Origin of the sequence: Amycolatopsis sp. A1MSW2902, assembly GCF_017312175.1 — a bacterium.
In the GTDB taxonomy this organism is placed as follows: domain Bacteria; phylum Actinomycetota; class Actinomycetes; order Mycobacteriales; family Pseudonocardiaceae; genus Amycolatopsis; species Amycolatopsis nivea.
Map to the genome: position 1 here is coordinate 3,312,161 of NZ_QJPO01000001.1, position 22,921 is coordinate 3,335,081.

A 22,921-nucleotide genomic window follows, 5' to 3' on the forward strand; every position below is an offset into this window, starting at 1 on the left:
CGAGCCGGTGAACTTCGTGCTCCATCGACTTTTGCGCGATTCATGGGCAGGAGGAGTGAAACACGGCCCCATCGGGAGCGCAAGGATTGTGACACAATCAGCGGCGCGCGGCCTCCAGCGCGCCGAGCGTGTCGAGGTCGTGCTCGAGCGCGTGCCGGGCCAGCGCGGTCCGGTTCGGGCAGTCGAGCTTCACCAGCGAAGACTCGACGTGGCTGCGCACCGTCCGGACTGCGATCCCCAGTGCCGCCGAGATCCGCTCGTTCGACCATCCGCGCGCGACCAGCCCGACGACATCCAGTTCCCGCCCGGTCAATGGCCCGGGATCGGGCAGGCGGGAAATCCGCAGCAGCACTCCGTCCGGACGGCGCGCCCGGGCGAGCACCTGCCACCAGACGCCGTCCGCGTCCCGATGGCGGAATCCGGTCCGCTCGCCCGTGGTGCATCGCGCGGCGAGCCGGGCCTCGTGCTCGCTCAGCGGCAGGTGCTCCATCGCAGCCGAGCGCACGTCGACCCTCGCCGGTGAGACGAGCAGGACGACGTCGGCCGCGGGATCGCCCGGTTCCGCACCGGGGTCGGCCAGCGCGGCGAAATCATGAGACAGCATCGTGAGCGCGAGGACGGATCCGTCGTCCAACGGCCGATCGTGAAGGGAACTCAGCGCAACAAAGCTGCGCTCCGGACCGGAACCGGGCGAGAGCGGCAGTGTCACGCCTTCGCGGAAACCGTAGGGCTGAATGCCTTCCCGGTACGTCCTGGTCTCGTGGACCTCCGGGATGTCGACGAAGCGCAGCGGCAGGCCCAGCCGGACGGCGCGCAGGTGGATCGGGCATTTCCAGCGGTAGGTCGTAGTCAGGTAGCCGAGCATGTCCGCGGGATAGCCGAGGTTGACCGTCGTGGTGCGCTGTTTGCTGCCGCTCACCAACGCGACGCAGGCGAAACCGAGTTTGTCCCGCACCGCGCGGAGCGGGGTTTCGACGGGCAGTTCGCCGCGGCCCGCCGCGCGCACTTCCCGGGCGAGCCGGGCCCACCACTGCACATCCGCGGTCATTTCCGCACCTCCGCTGCCGGACGGAGCATGAACGGCCGCCGCCGCCGATGTCAACGGGACGCACATCCGCGGCGGCGACGGAACGGCTTTTCGGCCGATGCCGCCGCCCGCGCCCGCTCATAGCCTTCCATTCCCCGGCTGAAGGAGACTTCGATGAACCTTGACGAATACGCCGCCCTCGACGCGACCGCGCTGGCCGCGGTCATCGCCTCCGGGGAGGTCACCGCCGAGGAGGTCGCGGCGCTGGCGGTCGAAGCGATCGGCAAGGTGAATCCGGAGCTGAACGCGGTCGCCGACGGCCCGTTCGAGCGCCCGCTCGACTACTCGCCCGACGGGCGGTTCGCCGGAGTCCCGTTCGCGATCAAGGATCTCGTGCTGCACGCTGCCGGAGTGCCGACCCGGATGGGCACGCGGATGCTCGGGCAAGGCATCGTGCCGCCGGCGGACACTCACCTGATGGAGCGCTTCCGCGCGGCGGGCCTGGCGACGCTGGCGGTCACGACCACGCCGGAGCTGGGGTTCAACGGCAATTCCGAAGCGCTGGCCTACGGTTCGACGCGCAATCCGTGGAACACCGGGCACAGCGCAGGCGGATCCAGCGGCGGGTCAGCGGCCCTCGTCGCGGCCGGGGCACTCCCGATCGCGCACGCCAACGACGGCGGCGGCTCGATCCGCGTACCCGCGGCCTGCAACGGCCTGGTCGGGCTGAAGCCCAGCCGCGGCCGGGTGCCGACCGGCCCGGACTACGCCGATCCGTTGTACGGCATGGGTGTGGAACTTGCGGTGTCGCGGACGGTCCGGGACACCGCGGCCCTGCTGGACGAGGTCGCGGTGAGCTATCCGGGCGACCCGTACGTCCTCGCCCCGCCCGCGCGCCCGTGGCTCGACGAGGTCGGCGCCGATCCCGGACGGCTGCGCATCGGCCTGCACACCGAATCCTGGGCGGGCAGCTACGTCGACCCGGAGGTGGCGCGCGCGGTCGAAGCCGTGGCCGAGGTGCTCGAAGCGGCGGGCCACCACGTCGAACGCGCGACGCCGGTCTTCGACTGGGAAGCGTTCCTGCACACGAATCACGTGCTGTGGTCCGGATTCCTGGCCGGTTCGGTCGCCGGCATCGAAGAGCTGACCGGGGTCGCGGCGAGTCCGGAGAATCTCGAACGCACCACATGGGCGTGCGTCGAGTACGGCCGTTCGATCAGCGCGATGGAACTGACCGCGGCGTTGGGCGCGATGAACGTCGTTTCCCGGGAGGCAGGCCGGTTTTTCACCGGATACGACCTGCTGCTGACCCCGACGATCAACACCCCGGCGCCGCCGCTGGGCCGCCTGGACGCGAACGCGGATCTCACCGCGGCCGAGTGGACGAAGCAGCTTTTCGACGTTTGCTCGTTCACGCCGTTGTTCAATCTGATCGGTGCTCCGGCGATCAGCCTTCCGCTGGGCGAGTCCTCGCGGGGGTTGCCGATCGGAGTGCAGCTGGGCGGGCCGGTGTGTTCGGAATCGTTGCTGCTGCGGGTCGCCGCGTTCCTGGAGGAAGCGATGCCGTGGGCAGCCCGGCGACCCGCAGTCCACGCCGCTACTGGGACCGGCACGTCCTGAGGTAGCTGAGGAACGACGCCTGCAACCCGGTCACGTGCGTTTCGCGCAAGACCTCGCTGGTGACGGCGGGCGACGTGACGCGGTGCAGGAACGTGGCCGCGTGTTTCGCGAGGTTCTGGTAGACGGCCAGGTCCCCGAAAAGCTCCCGGTCGTTGACGGTCACGTGCAGCTTGGCGGCGGGCCGCCGGTCGCCAAGCTCTCGGAGTTGAGCGAAAACCTGGCTGTCTTCACCGATAACGCCGGGGCTGCCCGCTCCGACGCTCTCGAAGAGCGGGCAGCCGCTGAGCCAGGCGTAGAGGCTGAAAAGTCCGCCGTAGGAGTAGCCGAAGAGGCCGTGACCGCTCTCGGCCGTGCCGTAGTCGCGTTCGATGCGCGGGTGGAGTTCTTCGGCGAGGAAGGCCAGGAACGCGTCGGCGCGGGTGCCGCGCAGTTCGGCGAGGTAGGCGTCGGCCTCCTCGCGGGTCATCCGGCCCGTGCTGACGCCCATCTCCACGGCATCCACGAATTCCGGGGCGACGGGTTCGCCGGGCGGGACGAGGTCGCGGTTGCGCAGCCGCGCCCAATGCTGCGCGTCCTCGCCCGCGTAGCCGACGCTGACCTGCAGGTACGGCTGGATCTGCTGCATGGGATCCGCCTGCGTGACGATCAGCGGAGCGGTCTGGCCCACGGCCCAGTTGCCGTCGAGCACGTAGACGGCCGGTGCCCGCGTCGTGGCGGGGTCGTAACCCGGCGGTGTGGTGACCCAGACGCCGTAGTCGTACCCGCTGCTCGAACGCATTTCGAAGTATTCGGTGTCGGCGAAGCAGCCGTGCCACAGGGTGCTCATCGGAGGTCCTTCACTACGCGTCCGGCCTGGACGACGACGATCGCGTTGGCCGGGTCGGAGAAAAGCTGCGGATTTTCGAGCGGGTTTCCGTTCCAGAGCACGAAATCCGCCTGAAAGCCGGGAGCGATGACTCCCACTTCGCCGGCGAGGCCGAGGATCTCGGCGTTGGTTTTCGTGGCTGCCACGAGAGCATCCATCGGCGTCTCCAGACCGGCTCGCAAGGCGAGTTCTTCGCCTCGGTGGTGCTGGGCCGGTCCGATGAGGTCAGACCCCAGCCCGATCCGCAGCCCGGCCTTCTTGGCGACAGCGAGCGCCTCGGCCATCCGCTCCCGAACTCCCAGCACTCGCTCGCGAATCGACTCGTTCAGGCCAGTGCTCGCAGTGTCTCGAAGCAGTTGTTCGACGACGGCGAACGTGGGCACGAGGGCAACGTCGTGCGCGGCCATCAAGGCGGCTGTCGGCTCGTCGATGTCGGTGCCGTGCTCGACGCAACGCACCCCGGCCTCGACGGCGTTCCGGATGCCTTCGTTGTTGTGCGCGTGAACCGTCACGTAGGTGCCGCGCGCGGCGGCTTCTTGAACCGCGACAGCGATTTCTTCGCCGGTGAACTGGGTGTCGGTCAGCTGGTCATGCGAGCTGACCACCCCGCCGGTCACGCAGAGCTTCAAGAAAGAGGCTCCGCGACGGAAGGCCTCGCGCGCGTTGCTGCGCAGCTCGTTCGCGTTGCCCGACTGCATGGACAGGGCGCACAGGCCTGGGATGTGATGGTCGCTCCACCGTTCGGTCGGCTCCCATTCGGCTCCGTAGTAGCCGTGGCCGCCGGTCTGGCATTGAACCGGTCCGCACGACAGCACACGCGGCCCCCGGACCTTCCCCTTGGCTATCGTGGTGACGACGCCGCCGTCGATGCCGCCGGTGTCCCGGACCGTCGTGAAACCGGCGTCGAGCGCCGCGCCGGCCGTGGCGAAGATGTCCGCCGCGAGCTCGGCGGCACTGAGCCGGAACGCGAATTGCGGCTCGATCGGGCTCGACAGTCCCAGGTGGACGTGCGCGTCGATCAGGCCGGGCGTCATCGTCAGCCCGTCGGCGGCGAAGCGCTCGCCGGACGCGTCGGACTCGGCGATCAACCCGTCTTCGACCGTCACTGTGACGTCGGCGGGATCTCGCCCCGACCCGTCGACGACCGTCGCGCCGACTACCTGAAACCGTCCCACGAGCTGTCCCTCCGCCGTTGCACCGTTCTTTTCCAATGGATAAACTGCGGAGGTGACCTTGTCAAGCACGGAACCCCAGGGCGACGCCCGCGAGCGTCTTCTGGCGCGGCTTCTCGACGCCTTCGACGGGACGCTTCCCTCGCCGGACGTGTCGCTGCGCGAGGTCGCCGCCCGGGCCGACACCAGTCATGCCCTGCTGCGCTACCACTTCGGGTCGCTGCCGGGGGTCTTGGCGGCGATGCTCAAGGCGCAGCGAACCCGCGACAACGAGGCACTGTTCGAGACGGCTCGCGACAGCACCTTCGATGAGTTCGTCGTGGCGATCTGGCGGACCTATACCCGCCCGGAGCAGCTGTCGCGAGTCCGCGGGTTCTTTCATGTCGCAGGGCTGGCGGCGTACCGGCCGGAGGATTTCCGCGAGCTGGTGGAGTCGCTGGACGACCTGACGAAGATGCTGGCTTCGCTCGCGGAACGGGAAGGGCGCAGTGCCGAGGAAGCGCTGACGATGGCGACTGTCGCCGTTGCGGCGATTCGTGGTTTGTTGTTGCAGGAGGTGCTGGCTCCGGAGGGCCACTCGGAGGATGCGGTCGCGTTGATCCTGCGGATGAGCAAGGGCTGATCAGGTCTCGGAAACCGTCCGCGACAACGCCAGTGCCACCGTCCGCACCGCGGGCGCGACGCGTTCGGTGCGCATCCGCGTTGCCCATCCGGAGATGGATACCGCGGCCACGGCGAGTCCGTTCGCGTCGACCAGCGGGCTCGCTGCGCAGACGACGCCGACGCCGGATTCCTCACGCTCGAAGGCGATCCCGTCCTCACGGATCCGAGCCAATTGGCGGCGCAGCAACCCGGGCGCGGTGATCGTTCGCGGGCTGACCCGGGGCAGCCCGGCGTCGATTACGCGCGTCACGACGTCGTCGGGGGAGCAGGACAGGATCGCCTTCCCGACCCCGGTCGCGTGCGCGGGAAACCGCCCGCCGGTGCGCGAGGGCAGATCCGGCGCGTCCGGCCCGCGCAGCACGTCCAGGTACACGACTTCGGTGCCTTCCAGGACCGCGAGATGCACCGTGTTGCGCGTGGCCTCCCGCAGATCCGCCAGGTACGGCCGCGCTGCCTCCACCAGGCCGCGGCGGCGCACCGCGAGCTGGCCGATCTCGAACAGCCGCAGTCCTAATCGGACCGAGGTGCCGTCGCGTTCCAGCAGGCCGGTGTCGGCCAGGTGCCCCGCGAGCCGGTGCACGGTCGTCTTCGCCAGGCCGGTCCGGCGCGCCAGCTCGGACACGCCGAGCGCGTCGTCGCCGGGGCGGAAGGCTTCCAGCACGGCGGCGACCCGCGCGGTCACGAGCCCGTCGCCGTTCCGTCCAGTGGTACGCATGGGTTGAGTGTGCCCCATCCCGGCGAGCACCGTGGCGGCATGGCGGAACGCAAGGTGACGGCCGCGATCGTCGGCCCGGGCAACATCGGTACGGACTTGCTGGCAAAACTCCAGCGCAGCGAGCACGTGGAAGTGCGCTACATGGTGGGCGTCGACCCGGCGTCGGACGGGCTCGCCCGCGCCGCGAAGCTCGGGCTCGAGACGTCCGCCGAGGGCGTCGACTGGCTGCTGGCGCGCGCGGAACTGCCGCAGCTGGTGTTCGAATCGACGTCGGCGAAGGCGCACAAGGCCAACGCGCCGCGGTACGCCGAGGCCGGCATCCGCGCGATCGACCTGACGCCCGCCGCGGTCGGCCCGCTGACCTGCCCGGCGGTGAATCCGCCCGACCAGCTGACCGACCGCAACGTCAACATGATCACCTGCGGCGGCCAGGCGACCATCCCGATCGTGCACGCGGTTTCGCGGGTGACGCCGGTGTCGTACGCGGAGATCGTCGCGTCGGTGTCGTCGCGGTCGGCCGGACCCGGGACGCGCGCGAACATCGACGAGTTCACCGAGACCACCTCGCACGCGATCGAGAAGGTCGGCGGCGCGGACAAGGGCCGCGCGATCATCATCATCAACCCGATGGACCCGCCGATGATCATGCGCGACACGGTGTTCTGCGCGGTCGACCCGGACGCCGACTTCGACGCGATCAGCGAATCCGTGCACCGCATGGTGAAAGACGTCCAGCAGTACGTGCCGGGCTACACGCTCAAGGCCGACCCGCAGTTCGACCCGCCGCGGCCGGACTGGAGCGGCAAGGCCCGCGTGGGCGTCTTCCTGGAGGTCGCGGGCAACGGCGACTACCTGCCCAAGTACGCGGGCAACCTCGACATCATGACCGCCGCCGCCGCGCGCGTCGGCGATCTCTTCGCCGCTCAGGAGGTGGCCGCGTGAACAACACCGACGTCCGGCTGGTCGACACCACTCTGCGCGACGGCAGCCACGCCATGGCGCACCAGTTCACCGAAAAGCAGGTGCGCGACACCGTCCGCGCGCTCGACGACGCGGGCATCTCGCTGATCGAGGTGACCCACGGCGACGGCCTCGGCGGTTCGACCTTCAACTACGGCTTTTCCTTGGTGGACGAGCGAAAGCTGATCGCCGCCGCGGTCGACGAGGCGAAGCAGGCGAAGATCGCCGTGCTCCTCCTGCCCGGCCTCGGCACGGTCACCGACCTGCGCGCGGCGGCCGACCTCGGCGCGGGCGCGGTGCGGATCGCGACCCACTGCACCGAGGCCGACGTGTCCATCCAGCACTTCGGCGCGGCCCGCGATCTCGGCCTGGAAACCGTCGGATTCCTGATGCTGTCGCACATGTCGACGCCGGAGGACCTCGCGAAGCAGGCCCGGATCATGGCCGACGCGGGCTGCCAGTGCGTGTACGTCGTGGACTCCGCGGGCGCGCTGATCCTGGACGACGCGTCCGACCGGGTCGCCGCGCTCGTCGCGGAACTCGGCGACGACGCCCAGGTCGGCTACCACGGGCACCAGAACCTGAGCTTCGGCGTCGCCAACTCGGTGCTCGCGTACCGCGCGGGGGCCTGGCAGATCGACGGTTCGCTCGCCGCGCTCGGCGCGGGGGCGGGCAACTCGCCGACCGAGGTCCTGGCGGCCACGTTCGAGCGGCTGGGCATCAAAACCGGCGTGGACAAAGACGTGCTGATGGAAGCCGCGGAGAACGTGGTGAAGAAGTACCTGACCCGGCTGCCGGTGATGGACCGGTCGTCGATCATCCAGGGCTACGCCGGCGTGTACTCCAGCTTCCTGCTGCACGCCGAACGCGCCGCCGAGCGCTACGGCGTCCCGGCGCACGAAATCCTGTACAAGGTCGGCGAGGAACGCTACGTCGGCGGCCAGGAGGACATGATCATCGACATCGCGCTGCGGCTGCGCGACGAGCGGGCAGCCGCTCAGTGAGCTCCAGGGTCGAAAGCGTCCGCGCCGAGCACGAGCTGCACGCAGTGCTCGACGAGACGCTCGCGGCTCACCTTCAGCGTGCCGTCGAGGTAAGCGATGAACACGTTGCTGAGCGCGCCGACGAGACCGATCGCCACCAGCTGGCGGCCGGTTTCGTCGCCGCGCGACAGCTGTTCGCCGACAAGCGTGGTGAACGCCGGGAGCAGGTGCAGGCCGCGCTGGGTCAGCGCCGGATCGGTCAGCGGCGCGAGCAGCAGCACGCGGCCCTTGCGCGGGTCGTCCAGCACCAGCTCCACGAACGCGGTCACGGCGCGTTCGGCCCGGCGGCTCGGATCGGCCTCGCCGGACACCGCGTCGGCCAGTGCTTTCCTCGCCTGGTCTCCGACGTCCTCGTACACAGCGGCGACCAGGCTTTCCCGGTCGGCGAAGCTTTCGTAGAAGTACCGCTCGGTCAGTTTCGCCGACCGGCACACCGCGCGGACGCTCACCGCCGCGCTGCCCTGCGCGCCCAGCAGGTCGAGCCCGGCGGCCAGCAGCTGGGCCCGGCGCTGGGCCTTGCGGTCGTCCAGCGTCGTGCCCGCCCACGTGCGGCCCGGCATGCCCCGCTCCCGTCCCGAGTTGACCACAGATGTTGTCACATCCTAACCTGACAACAGCCGTAGTCACTTCGCCGACCCGCCGAGGAGCCGCGATGAGGGACGCACCGGAGCCGCTGGGACCGGACTCGCTGACCTGGAAGTACTTCGGGGACTGGCGCGGGCTGCTGATCGCGCTGTGGGCCGGGTCGATGCAGAACATGCACCCGGGCCTCGGCGCGGGCGTCGAGGAGCACTCGAGGTTCTTCGAAGAGCGCTGGCAGCGGCTGTTCCGGTCGCTGTACCCGATCGGCGGCGTGGTCTACGACGGTCCGCTCGCGCACCGCACGGCGCTGGAGGTGCGCGGTTACCACGACCGCATCAAGGGAGTGGACGCGAAGGGCCGCCGCTACCACGCGCTCGACCCGGACACGTATTACTGGGCGCATTCGACGTTCTTCGTCAGCACCGTCCTGATCGCCGACCATTTCATGGGCGGCATCGGCGAAGAGGAGAAGCGCACGCTGTTCGACGAGCACGTGCGCTGGTGGCGGATGTACGACATGACGATGCGGCCGGTGCCGGAATCGTGGGAAGACTTCCAGCGGTACTGGAAGCACATGTGCGCCGAGGTGCTGGAGGACAACAAGGCCACCCGCGACGTCCTCGACCTCCGCGGCATCGCGAAACCGCCGTTCCTGCCGTGGCTTCCGGATCCGCTGTGGAAACCGGTCGCGAAGGTCATCGCGAAACAGTTCGTGTGGCTGACCGTCGGGCTGTACGACCCGGAGGTGCGCGATTTGCTCGGCTACCGCTGGACCGCGCGGGACGCCCGCCGGCACCGCCGCGTGGGCAAGCTGATCAACGCGGCGTTCTCGCTGCTTCCGCACGACCGCCGCTACCATCCGCGGGCACGGGCGGGCTGGCGGCGCGCCCGCGGCGAACTGGCCCCGGGGACGCCGCCGGTCGAGACCCCGCGCCGCAATCTTCCCCCGCTCGCCGAGCGCGGGAAACCGGAGCACTACTCGCCGGACGTGCCGTGAAGGACTCCTTCCGGGACTCTGCTTCCCGGAAGGAGCCCTTCACGGGCTTCGAGATCAGGAGGGCTTGATGAAGCTGGGCTTTCACCTCGGGTACTGGGGGAGCGGGCCGATCCCGGGCGCGCAGGAGACCGTGCTCGAAGCCGAACGGCTCGGATTCGACTCGGTGTGGTCGGCCGAGGCGTACGGGTCGGACGCGTTCACCCCGCTGGCCTGGGTCGGCGCGGCGACCAGCCGGATCAAGCTCGGCACCAACATCGTGCAGATGTCCGCGCGCACCCCGACCGCGACCGCGATGAGCGCGCTGACCATGGACCACCTGTCCGGCGGACGGTTCGTGCTCGGGCTGGGCGCGTCCGGGCCGCAGGTGGTGGAGGGCTGGTACGGGCAGCCGTATCCGAAGCCGCTGGCGCGCACGCGCGAGTACGTCGAGATCGTGCGCAAGGTGCTGGCTCGCGAGGAACCGGTGACTCTCGACGGGCAGTTCTTCCAGTTGCCGCTCAAGGGCGGGACCGGACTGGGCAAACCGCTCAAGCCGACCGTGCACCCGCTGCGCGCCGACCTGCCGATCTACCTCGCCGCCGAAGGCCCGAAGAACGTCGCGCTGGCCGCGGAGATCTGCGACGGCTGGCTGCCGCTGTTCTTCTCGCCCAAGTCCGACGGCTTCTACCGGGCCGCGCTGGAGGAGGGCTTCGCCCGCCCGGGCGCGCGGCGGAGCGGCCTGGACGGGTTCGAGGTCGCCGCGTCGGTGCCGGTGATCGTGCACGACGACGTCGAGGAGGCGGCGAGCTTCATCAAGCCGGCGCTGGCGCTGTACATCGGCGGGATGGGCGCGAAGAGCGTGAACTTCCACCACGACGTGTTCGCCCGGCTCGGCTACGCGGACGTGGCGGACAAGGTGCAGGAGCTGTACCTGGCGGGGCGGAAGGAAGAAGCGGTCAAGGCGATCCCGACTTCGCTGGTCGAGGACACTTCGCTGATCGGCCCCGCGGAGAAGATCCGCGAAGAGCTGGCGGCGTGGGAGGCGACAGTGGTGACCACGCTGCTGCTGCGCGGGGACGCCGGGTCGCTGGCGAAGGCGGCGAAAGCGCTGTCCTGACGAGAGAAGGTCGTGAGCGGCGAGGCCGGTCAGAACCGGCACCGCCGCTCACGAGGCGGTAGTCGGCCCGGTACGGCCAGTGCATCACGACGGTGGCACGATTCCTCCCGACCACTACCCGGAACCGGCGAAGATCCATTAGGCATGCGTTCGTCGTTCCGCCTTGGAGGAGGACCTTTGGCGTCGCTGTCCCGCCGCACGAGATTCCGCTATTCGCTCGGCTCCTTCGTCACCGGCGGGTTCGGCACGGTGCCCGGGCTGCTCCTGCTCCCGTACCTGACCGACACCATGGCGGTGCCCGCCGCGGCGGCCGGGATCATCGTGTTCGTGCCCAAGGCGTGGGACGTGGTCTTCAACCCGGTCGCCGGGCGGCTGTCGGACGCCGACCTCGCGCGCACCGGTAGCAGGCGGCGCTTCCTGCTGCGCGGCGGGATCGGCGTCGCGATCCTGTTCTTCGCCTTGTTCGCGCATCCCGGCTTCGGCACGCCGGTGTGGGACGCGACGTACGTCGTCGTGATGTTCTTCCTGTGCGCCACCGCGTACGCGTTCTTCCAGGTGCCGTTCAACGCGCTTCCGGCCGAGCTGACCGATTCCGCCGAGGAACGCACGAAGCTCACCAGCGTCCGGATCGGCGTGCTGGCGGTCGCGGTGCTGGTGTCCGGCGGCGGCGCCCCGGCGATCACCGACCTGCTGCCCGGAGTGGCGGGCTACCGGGTCATGGGCCTGGTGATGGCGGTGATCATCCTGGCCGCCACGCTCGGCGTCTACTTCGGCCTGAAGGGCGCGCCGGTCGGCTCGCTGCGGCCCAACACGGTGCGGCTCAAGGAATTGGCGCGCACCATCGCGCAGTGGCGTTCGTTCCGGTGGCTGATGGGCGTCTACTTCATCCAGGCGCTCGGCATCGGCACCGTGCTGGCCGCGATCCCGTACTTCGCGCAGCACGTCCTCGGCGACCCGAGTTACCGCACCTACCTGTTCGTCGGCTTCGTCGGGCCCGCGCTCGTCACGATGCCGCTGTGGCCGCGGGTGGGCGCGCGCTGGGGCAAGCTCGCCGGCTTCCGGATCGCCACCACGTCGTTCTTCGTCGGCCTGGTGGCGATGTACTTCGCCGACCGGCTCCCGTTCGCCGCGACGCTGGTGTTCGTCGCGCTCGCCGGTGTCGGCTACGCGGGCATTTCGGTGTTCCCGCTGGCGATTCTCCCGGACCTGATCAGCGCCGAGGAAGAGCGGACCGGCGAGACCCGGGCGGGCGTGACGGCCGGCGTGTGGACCGCGTCCGAAACGCTCGGGCTCGCGCTCGGGCCGGGATTGTTCGGGCTCGTGCTGCAGGGCGGGAGCTACGTGTCGAGCACCGGCACGACCGCCGTCCCGCAACCGCATTCGGCGATCACCGCCATCGTGATCGGCGCGTCGGTGCTGCCCGCGGTGCTGATCGCGCTCGGCATCCCGCTGCTGCGCCGTTCGGTCCTGGAGAAGCAGGCGTGAACGACGTGCTGGCGCGGCTGCGCGAACTCCGCTCCGGCGACCTTCCGACGCACGGCGGGCGCACGCTCGCCTACGTGTACGACAGCGGACTGTCCGAAGTGGACGAAATCGCCGCCGCCGCGCACGCGCTGGCCAGCTCCGCCAACGGACTCGACCCGACCGCGTTCCCCAGCCTGCTGCGGATGGAGAACGACCTGGTCGCCCGCGCGGCCGGACTGCTCGGCGGGACCCCGGAGACGGTTGGCACGGTGACATCCGGCGGCACCGAATCGTGTCTGCTGGCGGTCCTCGCCGCCCGCGAGGCGCGGCCGGACCTCGCTTCGCCGTCGATCGTGCTCCCGGAGACCGCGCACGCCGCGTTCCACAAGGCCGCGCATCTGTTCGGCGTGCGGAAGATCGTGGTGCCGGTCGATCCGGAGACCTTCCGCGCGGACCCGGCGGCGATGACCGCGGCCATCGACGACTCCACCGTGCTCGTCGTGGCGAGCGCGCCGTCGTACGCGCACGGCGTCGTCGACCCGATCGAGGAGATCGCCGCCGCCGCTTCGGCACGCGGGGTGCGCATGCACGTGGACGCGTGCATCGGCGGCTGGGTGCTGCCGTACTTCGCGAAGCTGGGCGCGGACTTGCCGCCGTTCGACTTCCGCGTTCCGGGCGTCACCAGCATTTCCGTGGACCTGCACAAATACGCATACTGCGCCAAGGGCGTCTCCGTCCTGTTGCACGCGTCGGCGGAACTCCGGCGCACTCACTACTTCGCCAGCGCCGCCTGGCCCGGCTACACGATGCTCAACCCGACGCTGCAGAGCACCCGCTCCGGCGGTCCGCTCGCCGCCGCGTGGGCCGTCGTGCACCACCTCGGCGAGGACGGCTACCTGCAGCTCGCGTCGCGGACGCGGGAAGCCGTCGGACGGATTCGTGCTGGCGTGGCTTCGATTCCGGGCCTGCGCGTGCTGGGCGAGCCGGTGTCGACGCTGGTCGCGTTCACCGGCTCGGACGGCTTCGACCTGTTCACCGTCGCCGACGAGATGAAGGCACGCGGCTGGTACGTCCAGCCGCAGTTCGCGCACGGGACTTCTCCGCTGAACCTGCACCTCACCGTCACCGCCGCGAACCACGGCAGCGAGCCGGAATTCCTCGCCGACCTGGCGGCCTCGGTCGAGGCGGCGCGGACGCAAGGCCCGGTGCGGGTCGATCCGGACGTCGCCGCGCTCGTGGCCGCGCTGGATCCGGAAACGTTGACGTCCGAGCAGTTCGGTGGGCTGCTCGCTGCGGCGGGCCTGACGGGTGGCGGTGGGTTGCCGGGGCGGATGGCTCCGGTCAATGCGCTGCTGGCGGCTGCGTCGGAAGCGTTGCGGGAGCGGCTGCTGGTGGAGTTCCTCGGCGCGCTGTACACGCCGTCCTCGGAGTAGCGCAACCGATCGGCCGGTCGCCCGTCCAGGGATCGTGGGGAGCTCCGAGGAAAATCGAAGACCGGGTTTGGTGCGGGCTGTAGTCGTCTTCGGGTGCGGCTGGCTGCCCTTGGCCGCGGTGAAGTACTTCGCCGTCGGTCTCGGCCGGGCTATTCCGTTGCCCGAGATCCTGTACCTCGCTCCGGCGTGGCTGCTCGCCGCGATCGGGACCGCGGTCAGCGCGCGGATGGCGACGCGCAGGCTGGGCCGACGCGGCGCGGCCGGATGGGCGGTGGCCACCGCCGCAGTGATCGCGCTGATGGTCTGTGTCAACTGGGTGCACTTCCATGCCACGACCTGGTACGCGATGCACAGGTCGGAGTACGCCGCCGTGCTGCGCGATGCCGAACACCGCGTGCCGACCGAGCCGTTGCCCGAAGACGTCTTGTCGATCGACACCGGGAACGGCCCGCGGGTGTGGTACATCCGCGTCTGGAAGGGGTTTCTCGCGTGCTCGGCCGGATACGCGCACTTCGATGGTTCTCCGGAGAAGTACATGCCCGGCGTGGTGATCGACTCGCACGACTACCTTGACGACGGCCTGGGCTGCGCCCTCCATCCCACGGTCGAGGTCGGCGACGGCTGGTGGTGGGTCGAGTAGTGGCCGCACCCGGCGCCCGGTCGTGATTCCGGACCGGTGCGCCGGGTCAGCTGTTCAAGGCCCTCAGCCGCGAGGCAAGGCGCGTCCGAGAAGCGGCACCAGGCTTTCCCAGTGCTGCCGCAGCGCGGCGGGATCGAACGTGTCGGTGTCGGCCATGGTGAAGCCGTGGACCGTGCCGGGGTAGATCTCGGACGTGCAACTGACCCCTGCGGCATCGAGCGCGCGGTTGAGTTCGGCGAGAGTTTCCGGCGTCAGATCCGATGCGGCGTGGCCGAAGTGCGCTTCCGCGGTGATCCGGGAGAAGACGTCCGGCCCGGCCGCGCCGACCGGGGCGTGGAATCCGGCGACGGCGGCCACCTGATCCGGATGGGCCGCAGCGGTGCGGACCGCGAGAAGGCCGCCGATGCAATAGCCGGTGACCCCGACCGGCCCCGCGCTGACTTCGGGCTGGGCGGCGAGGAATTCGAGATAAGCGGCGGCGTCGCGAAGGACCAGTTCGGGGGTGTGCGCTTCGATCATGGGCAGCACGCGAGCGAAAACCCCGGGACGCTCCTCCGCTCCGATGAACTCCGGAAGTTCGAGCACTGGCGCCGGGCCGTGCCGGTAGAAGTAGTTGGGCACGAGCACGTAATAGCCGTGTCCGGCCAGTTCTCGGGCCATCTCCCGGATTGCGGGCCGGATCCCGAAGCCGTCGGCGTACATCAGCACGCCGGGGTGTGGCCCGCCGTCGGCGGGGAACGCGGCGAACGCGTCGGCCTGGCCGTCAGGGGTGGGGATCCGCAAAGTCTTGTCGGGCATGAATTCTCCTGTCGTCGGTTGAGGTGGCTGTCAACACGACGAAGCAGGCGGGGCCCGCGCGGCGCTCAGGAGAGCGCCGGGTAGCCGATCCGTGAGTGGCGCGAGGCCGTCCCGGTAGTCATCGCTGATCAACCTAGCCCATCGCGCGGCGCCGGTCGACCCCGCGGCTTGACGTCAAGTCCGCTTGATGTCGAACACTGGCGGTGATCGACACGAGCGCTGGAGGCGGCGATGAGCAAGGCGATGGGGTTCCGCGAACTGGGCGGGCCGGAAGTGCTGCGGCTGGAGGAGGTGGCGGAACCGCGTCCCGGGCCGGGGGAGGTCCGGATCCGGGCGAAGGCGGCGGGGGTGCAGGCGTTCGACATCGCGGTGCTCGCGGGGCTCATCCCGGTGCCGGAACCGGGCGCGTTCACCGTGCCGGGCAACGAGTTCGCCGGAATCGTCGACGAGGTCGGGGAAGGCGTCGAAGGGTTCGCGGCGGGCGGCGAGGTGCTCGGCTTCGGGCGGCTGGGCGCGTATCAGGAACTGGTCGTCGCCGGAGCGGACCAGGTGGTGCCCAAGCCACCGGAGATGCCGTGGGAGGTCGCGGGTGCGTTCACTGCGGCGGCGCAGACGGCTGAGATCGCGATCGAGCGGATCAACGTCGGTCCCGGCGACACGGTGCTGGTGCACGGCGCGGCAGGCTCCGTCGGGGCGATGGCGGTGCAACTGTCCCGGTTGCGTGGCGCGAAGGTGCTCGGCGTCGCGCGTCCGGCGTGGCACGAGCAGGTGCGGGCGCTCGGGGCGATTCCCCTTGCCTACAGCGAGGATTTCGTCGAACGGGTGGCTCCGCACGGCGTCACGGCGGCGATCGACGGGGTCGGCGGCGGCGCGCTGGAGTACACATTGGACCTCATCGAGGACCGGTCCCGGATTCTCACCCTGGTCGAGCACGACCGCGCCGACGAGCTGGGCATCAAGCTCACCGTGAACGACCGCTCGGCGGTTCGCCTCGCGCGGTTGGCGGGCCTGTACGCGAAAGGCGAGCTGACGCATCGCATCATGGCGACCTTCCCGCTCGCCGAAGCCGCCGAAGCGATGCGGACCTATCAGGCGGGCAACATCCACGGCAAGATCGTGCTCACGATGGACTGACCTAGTCCTGGTGGAAGTACCGCTTCCCTCGCGACGCGGACGCCAGCGCGGCGACCAGCGCCATCACCGCGGCCGCGACGAACACGGTGACCAGTCCGTCGTGGAACGGCCCGGAAATGAGGGTGGGGAAGAACTCCTTGCCGGTCAGTGCGGCGGAATCGGCGGGGGAGAGCTGGCCGAGCACGCCGGGGCCGACCAGGTGCGCCACCGGGTTGCTGCCCAGGAACGCGGCGAAGAGGGTGCTCACCGGCGGCAGCTGGGCGATGTTCGCGGCGACGTCCGCCGGGACGCCGTGCGCCTGCAGCCCGCCGGTGAGCGTCGCGGGCAGCGACCCGGCCAGCCCGGCGATCATGAGCGAGAAGAACACGCCGATGGACAGCGACGTCCCGGAGTTCTGGAACGTCGAGCGCATGCCGGACGCGACGCCGCGCTGGTTGTCCGGCACGCTGCTCATGATCGCCGAGGTGTTCGGCGCGGAGAACATGCCCTGGCCGATCCCGCTCAGCACGAGCAGCAGCGCGAACGCCGGGTAGCTGAAGTCCACCGGCAGCGCGAGCAGCCCGAGAAAGGACCCGGCGACCAGCAGCAGGCCGCCGGTGGAGAACAGCCGCGCGCCGAACCGGTCGGAGAGGAATCCGGACACCGGGCCCGCGATCAGGAACCCGGCGGTGAGCGGCAGCAGGTAGATCCCGGCCCACAGCGGGGTCTGCTCGTAGTCGTAGCCGTGCAGCGGGAGCCAGATCCCCTGCAGCCAGATGATCAGCATGAACTGCATCCCGCCGCGCGCGATCGCGGTGAGCAGCGCGGCGAGGTTGCCGGCGGTGAACGCGCGGATGCGGAACAGCGACAGCTGGAACATCGGCGACGGCACCCTGGTCTCGATCACGCAGAACCCCGCCAGCAGCGCGATCCCGGCGCCGAGCCCGCCGAGCACCCACGGGTTGCCCCAGCCGGTGGCCGCGCCGCCGTAGGGCTGGATGCCGTAGGTGATCGAGGCGAGGATGACCGCGGTGCCGAGCGCGAAGGTCACGTTGCCGCCCCAGTCGATCCGCGACCGTTGCGGCGTGCTGATCTCGCGCAGGCTGCGGATCGACCAGACGGTGCCGAAAATGCCGAACGGCACGCTCACCCAGAACACCGCGCGCCAGTCGAGTTCGGCCAGCAGCCCGCCCGCGACCAGGCCGAGGAACTGCCCGGCCAGCGCGGTGATCTGGTTGACGCCCAAGGCCATTCCGCGCTGTTCGCGCGGGAAGGCGTCGGTGAGGATCGCGGCGGAGTTCGCGGTGAGCATCGCGCCGCCGACGGCCTGCACCACCCGCCAGCCGATCAGCCACAGCGCCCCGCCGCCCGCGTGGAACGGGTCGAACGACAGCGCCACCGAGGCGGCGCTGAAGATCACGAACCCGATGTTGTACATCCGGACGCGGCCGAACATGTCGCCGAGCCGCCCGAGCGTCACCACCAGGACCGCGGACACCAGCAGGTAGCCGAGGATCATCCACAGCAGGTAGCCGATGTTGGCCGGGGCCAGCGGGTCGAGCCCGATGCCGCGGAAGATCGCCGGCAGCGAGATGATCACGATCGACCCGTCCAGCGCCGACATCAGCACGCCGAGCGTCGTGTTGGAGAGCGCGACCCACTTGTAGCGCCCGCCGTGCCGTGCCTGGGTGTCGATCGTCCGGTCCGCCACAATCGACAGCCTAGACTGATAAACCTAGCCTGTTCAACTCGTGCGAAACGGACGAACCATCCTGGTAGCGACGGACTCCTGGCTGCCCTTCCCGTTTGTGTCGACGATGGGGGCGGGACGAAGGAGGATTCGGTGAAGGCTGCTGTGCTCAGGGAATTCGGGCGCCCGTTGTCGGTCGAGGAGGTCGCGGAGCCGGTGCCGGGCACCGGGGAAGTGGTGGTGGACGTCGTCGCGGCGCCGGTGCTGCACTACACCGCCGAGGTGGTCAGCGGCGCCCGGCGGTACGCGCTGGAACTGCCTGCGATCCTGGGCACCGGCGCGGTCGGCCGGGTGCGGTCAGTCGGCCCCGACGCGACGAAACTCCGGCCGGGCGATTGGGTCCGCTGCGATCCGACCGTCCGCTCCCGCGACGACGCGGTGACGCCGGATGTCGTCCTGCAAGGTTTGACGGCGCGCGGCGACGGGGGACTGGCTCTGCAGCGCCACTTCCGGAACGGCGGGTTCGCCGAGCAGATCATGGTCCCGACGGAGAACGCGGCCCCGCTGGGAGAGATCGACGAGGCCGACGCGGGCCGGTGGGCCGCGCTCGGGATCTGCCTGGTGCCGTACGGCGGACTGCTCGACGGCGGATTGCAGCCGGGGGAAACGGTGCTGGTGAGCGGCGCGACCGGCACGTACGGCGGGGCGGCGGTGGCTGTGGCGCTCGCGATGGGCGCGGGTCAGGTGATCGCGCCGGGCCGGAACCGGGCCGCGCTGGCCGATCTGGAACGGCGCTTCGGCCACCGCGTCCGGACAGTCGTGGTGAGCGGCAACGAAGACGAGGACCGCGAGGCCATGCTCTCCGTGGCGGGACCAGTGGATCTGGTGCTGGATCTGCTGCCGCCGTCCGCGTCGGTCACCGCCGTGCGCGCGGCCGCGATGACGGTCCGGGAGTTCGGCCGCGTGGTGCTGATGGGCGGGATCGGGGACGACCTCGCGCTGCCGTACCCGTGGCTGATGCTGAACAGCGTGACGGTGCGGGGCCGGTGGATGTACCCGCGCGACGCGGTGCCGAAGCTGATCGCGCTGGCCCGATGCGGACTGCTGGACTTGACGCAGTTCTCGGTGGACGAGTTCGCGCTGTCCGCGGTCGGCGAGGCGGTGGAGCACGCGGCTGCGGTAGGTGGCCGGTTCCGGCTCACGGTGGTGCGGCCGTGAGCCGGAACTGTCCTTAGTGGACGTGGACCGGTTCCCATTCGGGGAACGGATCGTCGATGGCGGGGCTGTCGGAGAGGCAGGTTTCGAGCGCGTCGAGCAGCGCGGCGTGCTCGAGCCTGACGCCGATGAACACCAGTTCCTGCCTTGGTCCGTCGGCAACTCCCTGTGGCTCGAACCGTGCGACGCTGCCTGCCTGGGACCACAGGCCGAGCGTGCCTGGCCGGGTGCTGAGGCTGAAGAATCCCTTCGACCGCAGCACGGTGCCGAACTCGCCGGAGTCCAGTCGCGAGGTCACGAACTCCCACAACCGCACCGGGTCGAACGCGCGCGCGGAGCGGAACACGACGCTGGAAATGCCGTACTCCTCGGTCTCCGGCACGTGATCGCCGTTCAGTTCCGCCACCCAGCCAGGCGCTTCCTGCGCGCGTTCGGCGTCGTACCGGCCGGTGCCGAAGACCCGTTCCAGCGGCACCCGGCCGAACTCGGCGGACACGACGTCGGCGGCCGGGTTGAGGCGGCGCAGCGAGGCGAGCAGCCGGTCCCGTTCGGCCGGGGTGACGAGGTCGGTTTTGTTCAGCAGCAGCACGTCGGCGAACTCCACCTGGTCCATCAGCAGGTCGCTGACCGTCCGCTCGTCGCCCTCGTACTGGTCCAGCCTGCGCTCGGCCAGGCTGTCCCCGCGCGCCAGTTCGCGCGCGAAGTTCGCCGCGTCCACCACGGTGACCATCGTGTCCAGCCGCGCCGACGACAGCACCGGGGAGCCGTCGTCGGCGGGGAAGGAGAACGTCGCCGCGACCGGCATCGGCTCGGAGATGCCGCTCGACTCGATGAGCAGGTGGTCGAACCGGCCGTCCTCGCACAGCCGGGCGACCTCGTCGAGCAGATCCTCGCGCAGGGTGCAGCAAATGCACCCGTTGGTCATCTCGACCAGCCGCTCCTCGGTCCGCGACACGCTGTCCCGCACGAGCGCGGCGTCGATGTTGACCTCGCTCATGTCGTTCACGATCACCGCGACGCGCAGGCCCTCGCGGTTGGCGAGGATCCGGTTGAGCAGCGTGGTTTTCCCGGCGCCGAGGAATCCGGAAAGGACAGTGACCGGGACGCTCACCGCTCGAGCCGCTGGAAGTGCTTGATCAGCTTGCGCGGCACCAGTTTCCGCTCGCCGTCCACGACGATCGGCACCAGGTCCGGCGCCGCCGCCTTCCACTGCGAGCGCCGGGACCGGGTGTTGCTGCGCGACATTTTCCGCTTCGGGACGGCCATCAGCGCGCACCCCCGGCGCGGCGCTGCCCGTACCGGCGGTGGAACTTCTCGACCTGGCCCGCCGAGTCGAGGATCCGCTGGGTGCCGGTCCAGAACGGATGCGACCACGAGCTGATGTCCACCACCACGAGCGGATAGGTGTTCCCGTCCGACCATTCGATGGTCCGTTCGGAGGTGGCGGTGGAGCGGGTCAGGAACGCGTCGCCGGTCGACGAGTCCTTGAAGACCACCGGGTGGTAGTCGGGGTGGATGCCGGGTTTCACAGGGTTTCGTCCTTCTGGTTGGCGGCGTTCGCGTGCCGGTCGGGTTCTTCGGTTTCTTCGCAGGGGTCCTCGTGCCAGTCCCCGAACGGGTCGGGGTAGGCGCGCCAGGCCGCTTCGCCTTCGGCGAGTTCGGCGTCGGTGAGCAAGGCGGCTTGCAACGCGCTCTCGATCTCCGCGGGAGCGGCCTGGTCGGTGACGATCACCAGCTCCTGCGCGCGGTCGCCGTGCACCGGGTCCCAGCGCAGCGAGGCGAGCGTGCGGCGTTCGGGGGAGACGTCGGCCCAGTCCGGTCCGTCCGGCGAGGCGAGCCACGGGCCGGCGTGCCCGATGCCGAGCCCGCCGCCCGCCGATTCGATCCAGAACGCGACTTCCGGCTGACTCGCCACCCAGGCCCGGCCGCGGGTGCGGACCACGCCGTCGAGCAGCAGGTCGATCGCCTCGTGCAGCCGCTCCGGATGGAACGGGCGCTGCGCGGTGAACCGCAGCAGTTCGATGCCGCAGTCCGGGTGCAGTGGCGGAGCGCCGCGCAGCAACGCGCCGTGCAGGTCGGTGACCTCGCCGCGGCGGGCGTCGGCCGGGATCGCGGCGAACAGCCCGGCGGCGTCGGTGCGGGCCAGCTCGACGCGCGGGACGGACGGCGCGACCCGGTCCAGCACCGCGGCGGATTTGGCCGCGCACCACGCGTCCGGCGCGGCTCCGGCGAGCACGAGCACGTCCGCGGATTCCACTTGGGACAGTGCGACCTGCGCGACCGTCCGCTCGTCTTCGGGGCTGCCCTGCAGGCCGCGCTCGGCGAGCAGGTCGTCGCCGGTGACGTCGGCGAGCCAGGTCGCGCAGTCCAGCACGGTGAACACCGCTTCGAGTTCGACGTCGTCGCTCACCGGGCGGTCGCCGACCAGCACGTTGCGGATCGCCCAGCTCACCGGCTCCGGCTCCATCGCCTCGTCCAGCCGCACCACGATGCGGTCGACCTGCGGCATCCGGGCCAGCCGGCGCAGCAGCGGCAGCAGGTCCTCGCGCAGCGTGCAGTTGACGCAGCCGTGCGCGAGTTCGAGCGGGGTCAGCTCGTCGCGCCCGCGCAGCAGGATCCGGCGGCGGACGACGCCGGAACCGATGTCGCGCAGGTCGTGGTGGACGACGGCGGTGCCGGGGCTCGCGCGGAGCAGGAGCGCGGCGAGGTCGCCGGTGCGGGCGATCCCGCTGCAGAGCACGAGCGGGACACGCGGACGTTGGGGCACTGGATCTCCAGACGACGGGGCGGGGTACGGTGACGAGCGTAGTTGAACATGAATGTCACTATCAACTTGGGAGGGTCCGTGTCAGCCGTGTGCCAGGTCACCGGCCGCAAGCCGGGCTACGGCAAGCAGGTCTCGCATTCGCACCGCCGCACGTCGCGCCGGTGGGAGCCGAACCTGCAGACGCGCCGCTACTACGTGCCGAGCCTCGGCCGCACCGTGCGGCTCAAGGTGTCGGCGAAGGGCATGAAGACGATCGACAAACGCGGCATCGACGCCGTGGTCGCCGATCTCGTCGCGAAGGGAGCGAAGTTCTAGATGGCGAAAAGCACCGACATCCGGCCGATCGTCAAACTGCGGTCGACCGCGGGCACCGGCTACACGTATGTCACCAAGAAGAACCGCCGCAACAATCCGGACCGGATGGTGTTGCGGAAATACGACCCGGTGGCGCGCAAGCACGTCGAATTCAAGGAAGAACGCTGATGGCGAAGAAGTCGAAGATCGCGAAGAACGAGCAGCGGAAGGTGATCGCCGCGCGGTATGTGGAACGCCGGCGCGCGCTCAAGGCGGTGATCGCGTCGCCGTCCGCCTCGGCCGACGAGAAGGCGGACGCAGTGGTTGCGCTGCAACGGATGCCGCGCGACGCGAGCCGCACGCGGATTCGCAACCGCGACGCCGCCGACGGCCGCCCGCGCGGATACCTGCGGAAATTCGGGCTGTCCCGGGTGCGCATGCGGCAGATGGCGCACAACGGGGAACTGCCCGGCGTCTCGAAGTCGAGCTGGTGATCGCCGTGCCCAAACCGGACCGCACGCCGCGCCGCCGCCCGAATCCCTTCCATACGGCCGGAATCACCCAGGTCGATTGGAAAGACGTCGACCTGCTGCGGAAATTCATCTCCGACCGCGGCAAGATCCGGGCCCGCCGGGTCACCGGATTGACGCCGCAGCAACAGAAACAGGTGGCCACCGCGATCAAGAACGCACGGGAGATGGCGCTCCTGCCGTACCCGACGGCGGCGCGGAGCTGAAAAAACCGGATGCGGGCAGCGGGCCGGGCGC

General features: G+C 70.1%; 26 protein-coding genes. 15 read left to right on the forward strand and 11 right to left on the reverse strand.

Going from position 1 to position 22,921, the window contains the following annotated elements:
* Nucleotides 1-97: 97 nt before the first annotated feature.
* On the reverse strand, nucleotides 98-1,048 hold the full coding sequence (locus DMP23_RS15140) for a helix-turn-helix transcriptional regulator (protein ID WP_337821406.1): 951 nt from the start codon (nucleotides 1,046-1,048) through the stop codon (nucleotides 98-100).
* A gap of 153 nt (nucleotides 1,049-1,201) precedes the next feature.
* On the opposite strand from DMP23_RS15140, the gene DMP23_RS15145 reads away from it, so the two are divergent.
* On the forward strand, nucleotides 1,202-2,647 hold the full coding sequence (locus tag DMP23_RS15145) for an amidase (protein ID WP_337821407.1): 1,446 nt from the start codon (nucleotides 1,202-1,204) through the stop codon (nucleotides 2,645-2,647).
* Here the strand turns inward: DMP23_RS15145 and DMP23_RS15150 are convergent.
* Both DMP23_RS15150 and DMP23_RS15155 read right to left on the reverse strand, forming a co-directional pair.
* A complete protein-coding gene (locus DMP23_RS15150) occupies nucleotides 2,625-3,473 on the reverse strand; it encodes an alpha/beta hydrolase (protein ID WP_337821408.1) in 849 nt (282 codons plus the stop codon). The two genes, DMP23_RS15145 and DMP23_RS15150, sit on opposite strands and share 23 nt — an antisense overlap.
* Complete coding sequence (locus DMP23_RS15155) at nucleotides 3,470-4,687, reverse strand: metal-dependent hydrolase family protein (protein WP_337821409.1); 1,218 nt, start codon at nucleotides 4,685-4,687, stop codon at nucleotides 3,470-3,472. Before DMP23_RS15155 ends, DMP23_RS15150 begins: the two co-directional genes overlap by 4 nt.
* 52 nt (nucleotides 4,688-4,739) lie before the next feature.
* Between DMP23_RS15155 and DMP23_RS15160 the strand changes: the two genes are divergently transcribed.
* Nucleotides 4,740-5,306 (forward strand): TetR/AcrR family transcriptional regulator, encoded by a 567-nt coding sequence (locus tag DMP23_RS15160; RefSeq protein WP_337821410.1) that lies wholly within the window; start codon nucleotides 4,740-4,742, stop codon nucleotides 5,304-5,306.
* On the opposite strand, the gene DMP23_RS15165 is transcribed toward DMP23_RS15160, so the two are convergent.
* On the reverse strand, nucleotides 5,307-6,062 hold the full coding sequence (locus DMP23_RS15165) for an IclR family transcriptional regulator (protein ID WP_037805676.1): 756 nt from the start codon (nucleotides 6,060-6,062) through the stop codon (nucleotides 5,307-5,309).
* Between the two features lie 39 nt (nucleotides 6,063-6,101).
* On the opposite strand from DMP23_RS15165, the gene DMP23_RS15170 reads away from it, so the two are divergent.
* Both DMP23_RS15170 and dmpG read left to right on the forward strand, forming a co-directional pair.
* Nucleotides 6,102-7,004 carry an acetaldehyde dehydrogenase (acetylating) gene (locus DMP23_RS15170; RefSeq protein ID WP_037805678.1) on the forward strand — a complete coding sequence of 301 codons (903 nt, stop codon included), beginning with the start codon at nucleotides 6,102-6,104 and terminating at the stop codon, nucleotides 7,002-7,004.
* Nucleotides 7,001-8,026: a 4-hydroxy-2-oxovalerate aldolase gene (gene dmpG, locus DMP23_RS15175; RefSeq protein WP_337821411.1), complete on the forward strand. Its 1,026-nt coding sequence runs from the start codon at nucleotides 7,001-7,003 to the stop codon at nucleotides 8,024-8,026. The genes DMP23_RS15170 and dmpG overlap by 4 nt, the downstream gene beginning before the upstream one ends.
* Here dmpG and DMP23_RS15180 read toward each other — a convergent pair.
* A complete protein-coding gene (locus tag DMP23_RS15180) occupies nucleotides 8,020-8,625 on the reverse strand; it encodes a TetR/AcrR family transcriptional regulator (protein ID WP_134727455.1) in 606 nt (201 codons plus the stop codon). The two genes, dmpG and DMP23_RS15180, sit on opposite strands and share 7 nt — an antisense overlap.
* 92 nt (nucleotides 8,626-8,717) lie before the next feature.
* Here DMP23_RS15180 and DMP23_RS15185 point away from each other — a divergent pair, with 92 nt between their 5' ends.
* The 5 genes from DMP23_RS15185 to DMP23_RS15205 all read left to right on the forward strand — a co-directional run bounded on the left by DMP23_RS15185 (nucleotide 8,718) and on the right by DMP23_RS15205 (nucleotide 14,277).
* Nucleotides 8,718-9,644, forward strand: a complete 927-nt coding sequence (locus DMP23_RS15185) for an oxygenase MpaB family protein (RefSeq protein ID WP_337821412.1) — start codon at nucleotides 8,718-8,720, stop codon at nucleotides 9,642-9,644.
* A gap of 67 nt (nucleotides 9,645-9,711) precedes the next feature.
* Entirely contained in the window at nucleotides 9,712-10,740 is a 1,029-nt protein-coding gene (locus DMP23_RS15190) for an LLM class F420-dependent oxidoreductase (protein ID WP_134661635.1), read from the forward strand.
* A 177-nt stretch (nucleotides 10,741-10,917) separates the two neighbouring features.
* Nucleotides 10,918-12,225, forward strand: a complete 1,308-nt coding sequence (locus DMP23_RS15195) for an MFS transporter (protein ID WP_037805686.1) — start codon at nucleotides 10,918-10,920, stop codon at nucleotides 12,223-12,225.
* Nucleotides 12,222-13,637 carry a pyridoxal phosphate-dependent decarboxylase family protein gene (locus DMP23_RS15200; RefSeq protein ID WP_337821413.1) on the forward strand — a complete coding sequence of 472 codons (1,416 nt, stop codon included), beginning with the start codon at nucleotides 12,222-12,224 and terminating at the stop codon, nucleotides 13,635-13,637. Before DMP23_RS15195 ends, DMP23_RS15200 begins: the two co-directional genes overlap by 4 nt.
* A 70-nt stretch (nucleotides 13,638-13,707) precedes the next feature.
* Nucleotides 13,708-14,277 (forward strand): hypothetical protein, encoded by a 570-nt coding sequence (locus DMP23_RS15205; protein WP_337821414.1) that lies wholly within the window; start codon nucleotides 13,708-13,710, stop codon nucleotides 14,275-14,277.
* A gap of 63 nt (nucleotides 14,278-14,340) precedes the next feature.
* On the opposite strand, the gene DMP23_RS15210 is transcribed toward DMP23_RS15205, so the two are convergent.
* Entirely contained in the window at nucleotides 14,341-15,075 is a 735-nt protein-coding gene (locus tag DMP23_RS15210; protein WP_134727460.1) for a dienelactone hydrolase family protein, read from the reverse strand.
* A gap of 231 nt (nucleotides 15,076-15,306) precedes the next feature.
* Between DMP23_RS15210 and DMP23_RS15215 the strand changes: the two genes are divergently transcribed.
* Nucleotides 15,307-16,209, forward strand: a complete 903-nt coding sequence (locus DMP23_RS15215; RefSeq protein ID WP_134727461.1) for an NADP-dependent oxidoreductase — start codon at nucleotides 15,307-15,309, stop codon at nucleotides 16,207-16,209.
* 1 nt (nucleotide 16,210) lies between these two features.
* Here DMP23_RS15215 and DMP23_RS15220 read toward each other — a convergent pair whose 3' ends face one another.
* On the reverse strand, nucleotides 16,211-17,899 hold the full coding sequence (locus DMP23_RS15220) for an MFS transporter (protein ID WP_337821415.1): 1,689 nt from the start codon (nucleotides 17,897-17,899) through the stop codon (nucleotides 16,211-16,213).
* 132 nt (nucleotides 17,900-18,031) lie between these two features.
* Here DMP23_RS15220 and DMP23_RS15225 point away from each other — a divergent pair, with 132 nt between their 5' ends.
* On the forward strand, nucleotides 18,032-19,096 hold the full coding sequence (locus DMP23_RS15225; RefSeq protein ID WP_337821416.1) for a zinc-binding dehydrogenase: 1,065 nt from the start codon (nucleotides 18,032-18,034) through the stop codon (nucleotides 19,094-19,096).
* Between the two features lie 13 nt (nucleotides 19,097-19,109).
* On the opposite strand, the gene DMP23_RS15230 is transcribed toward DMP23_RS15225, so the two are convergent.
* Genes DMP23_RS15230 through mrf form a run of 4 tightly spaced genes read right to left on the reverse strand, consistent with a single transcriptional unit; the run spans nucleotide 19,110 to nucleotide 21,860 of the window.
* A complete protein-coding gene (locus DMP23_RS15230) occupies nucleotides 19,110-20,204 on the reverse strand; it encodes a GTP-binding protein (RefSeq protein ID WP_337821417.1) in 1,095 nt (364 codons plus the stop codon).
* Nucleotides 20,201-20,359: a 50S ribosomal protein L32 gene (gene rpmF, locus DMP23_RS15235; protein WP_037805693.1), complete on the reverse strand. Its 159-nt coding sequence runs from the start codon at nucleotides 20,357-20,359 to the stop codon at nucleotides 20,201-20,203. The genes DMP23_RS15230 and rpmF overlap by 4 nt, the downstream gene beginning before the upstream one ends.
* Nucleotides 20,359-20,622 carry a type B 50S ribosomal protein L31 gene (locus DMP23_RS15240; protein WP_037805695.1) on the reverse strand — a complete coding sequence of 88 codons (264 nt, stop codon included), beginning with the start codon at nucleotides 20,620-20,622 and terminating at the stop codon, nucleotides 20,359-20,361. The genes rpmF and DMP23_RS15240 overlap by 1 nt, the downstream gene beginning before the upstream one ends.
* The gene (mrf, locus tag DMP23_RS15245; protein ID WP_337821418.1) at nucleotides 20,619-21,860 is read right to left on the reverse strand and encodes a ribosome hibernation factor-recruiting GTPase MRF; all 1,242 of its coding nucleotides are present in this window, start codon (nucleotides 21,858-21,860) and stop codon (nucleotides 20,619-20,621) included. The genes DMP23_RS15240 and mrf overlap by 4 nt, the downstream gene beginning before the upstream one ends.
* 78 nt (nucleotides 21,861-21,938) lie before the next feature.
* Between mrf and rpmB the strand changes: the two genes are divergently transcribed.
* Genes rpmB through rpsR form a run of 4 tightly spaced genes read left to right on the forward strand, consistent with a single transcriptional unit; the run spans nucleotide 21,939 to nucleotide 22,890 of the window.
* Complete coding sequence (gene rpmB / locus DMP23_RS15250) at nucleotides 21,939-22,175, forward strand: 50S ribosomal protein L28 (protein ID WP_009078885.1); 237 nt, start codon at nucleotides 21,939-21,941, stop codon at nucleotides 22,173-22,175.
* A complete protein-coding gene (rpmG, locus tag DMP23_RS15255; protein ID WP_037805699.1) occupies nucleotides 22,176-22,343 on the forward strand; it encodes a 50S ribosomal protein L33 in 168 nt (55 codons plus the stop codon).
* Nucleotides 22,343-22,648 carry a 30S ribosomal protein S14 gene (gene rpsN, locus DMP23_RS15260; RefSeq protein ID WP_037805700.1) on the forward strand — a complete coding sequence of 102 codons (306 nt, stop codon included), beginning with the start codon at nucleotides 22,343-22,345 and terminating at the stop codon, nucleotides 22,646-22,648. Before rpmG ends, rpsN begins: the two co-directional genes overlap by 1 nt.
* Nucleotides 22,645-22,890 carry a 30S ribosomal protein S18 gene (gene rpsR, locus DMP23_RS15265; RefSeq protein ID WP_037805702.1) on the forward strand — a complete coding sequence of 82 codons (246 nt, stop codon included), beginning with the start codon at nucleotides 22,645-22,647 and terminating at the stop codon, nucleotides 22,888-22,890. The genes rpsN and rpsR overlap by 4 nt, the downstream gene beginning before the upstream one ends.
* Nucleotides 22,891-22,921 lie beyond the last annotated feature (31 nt).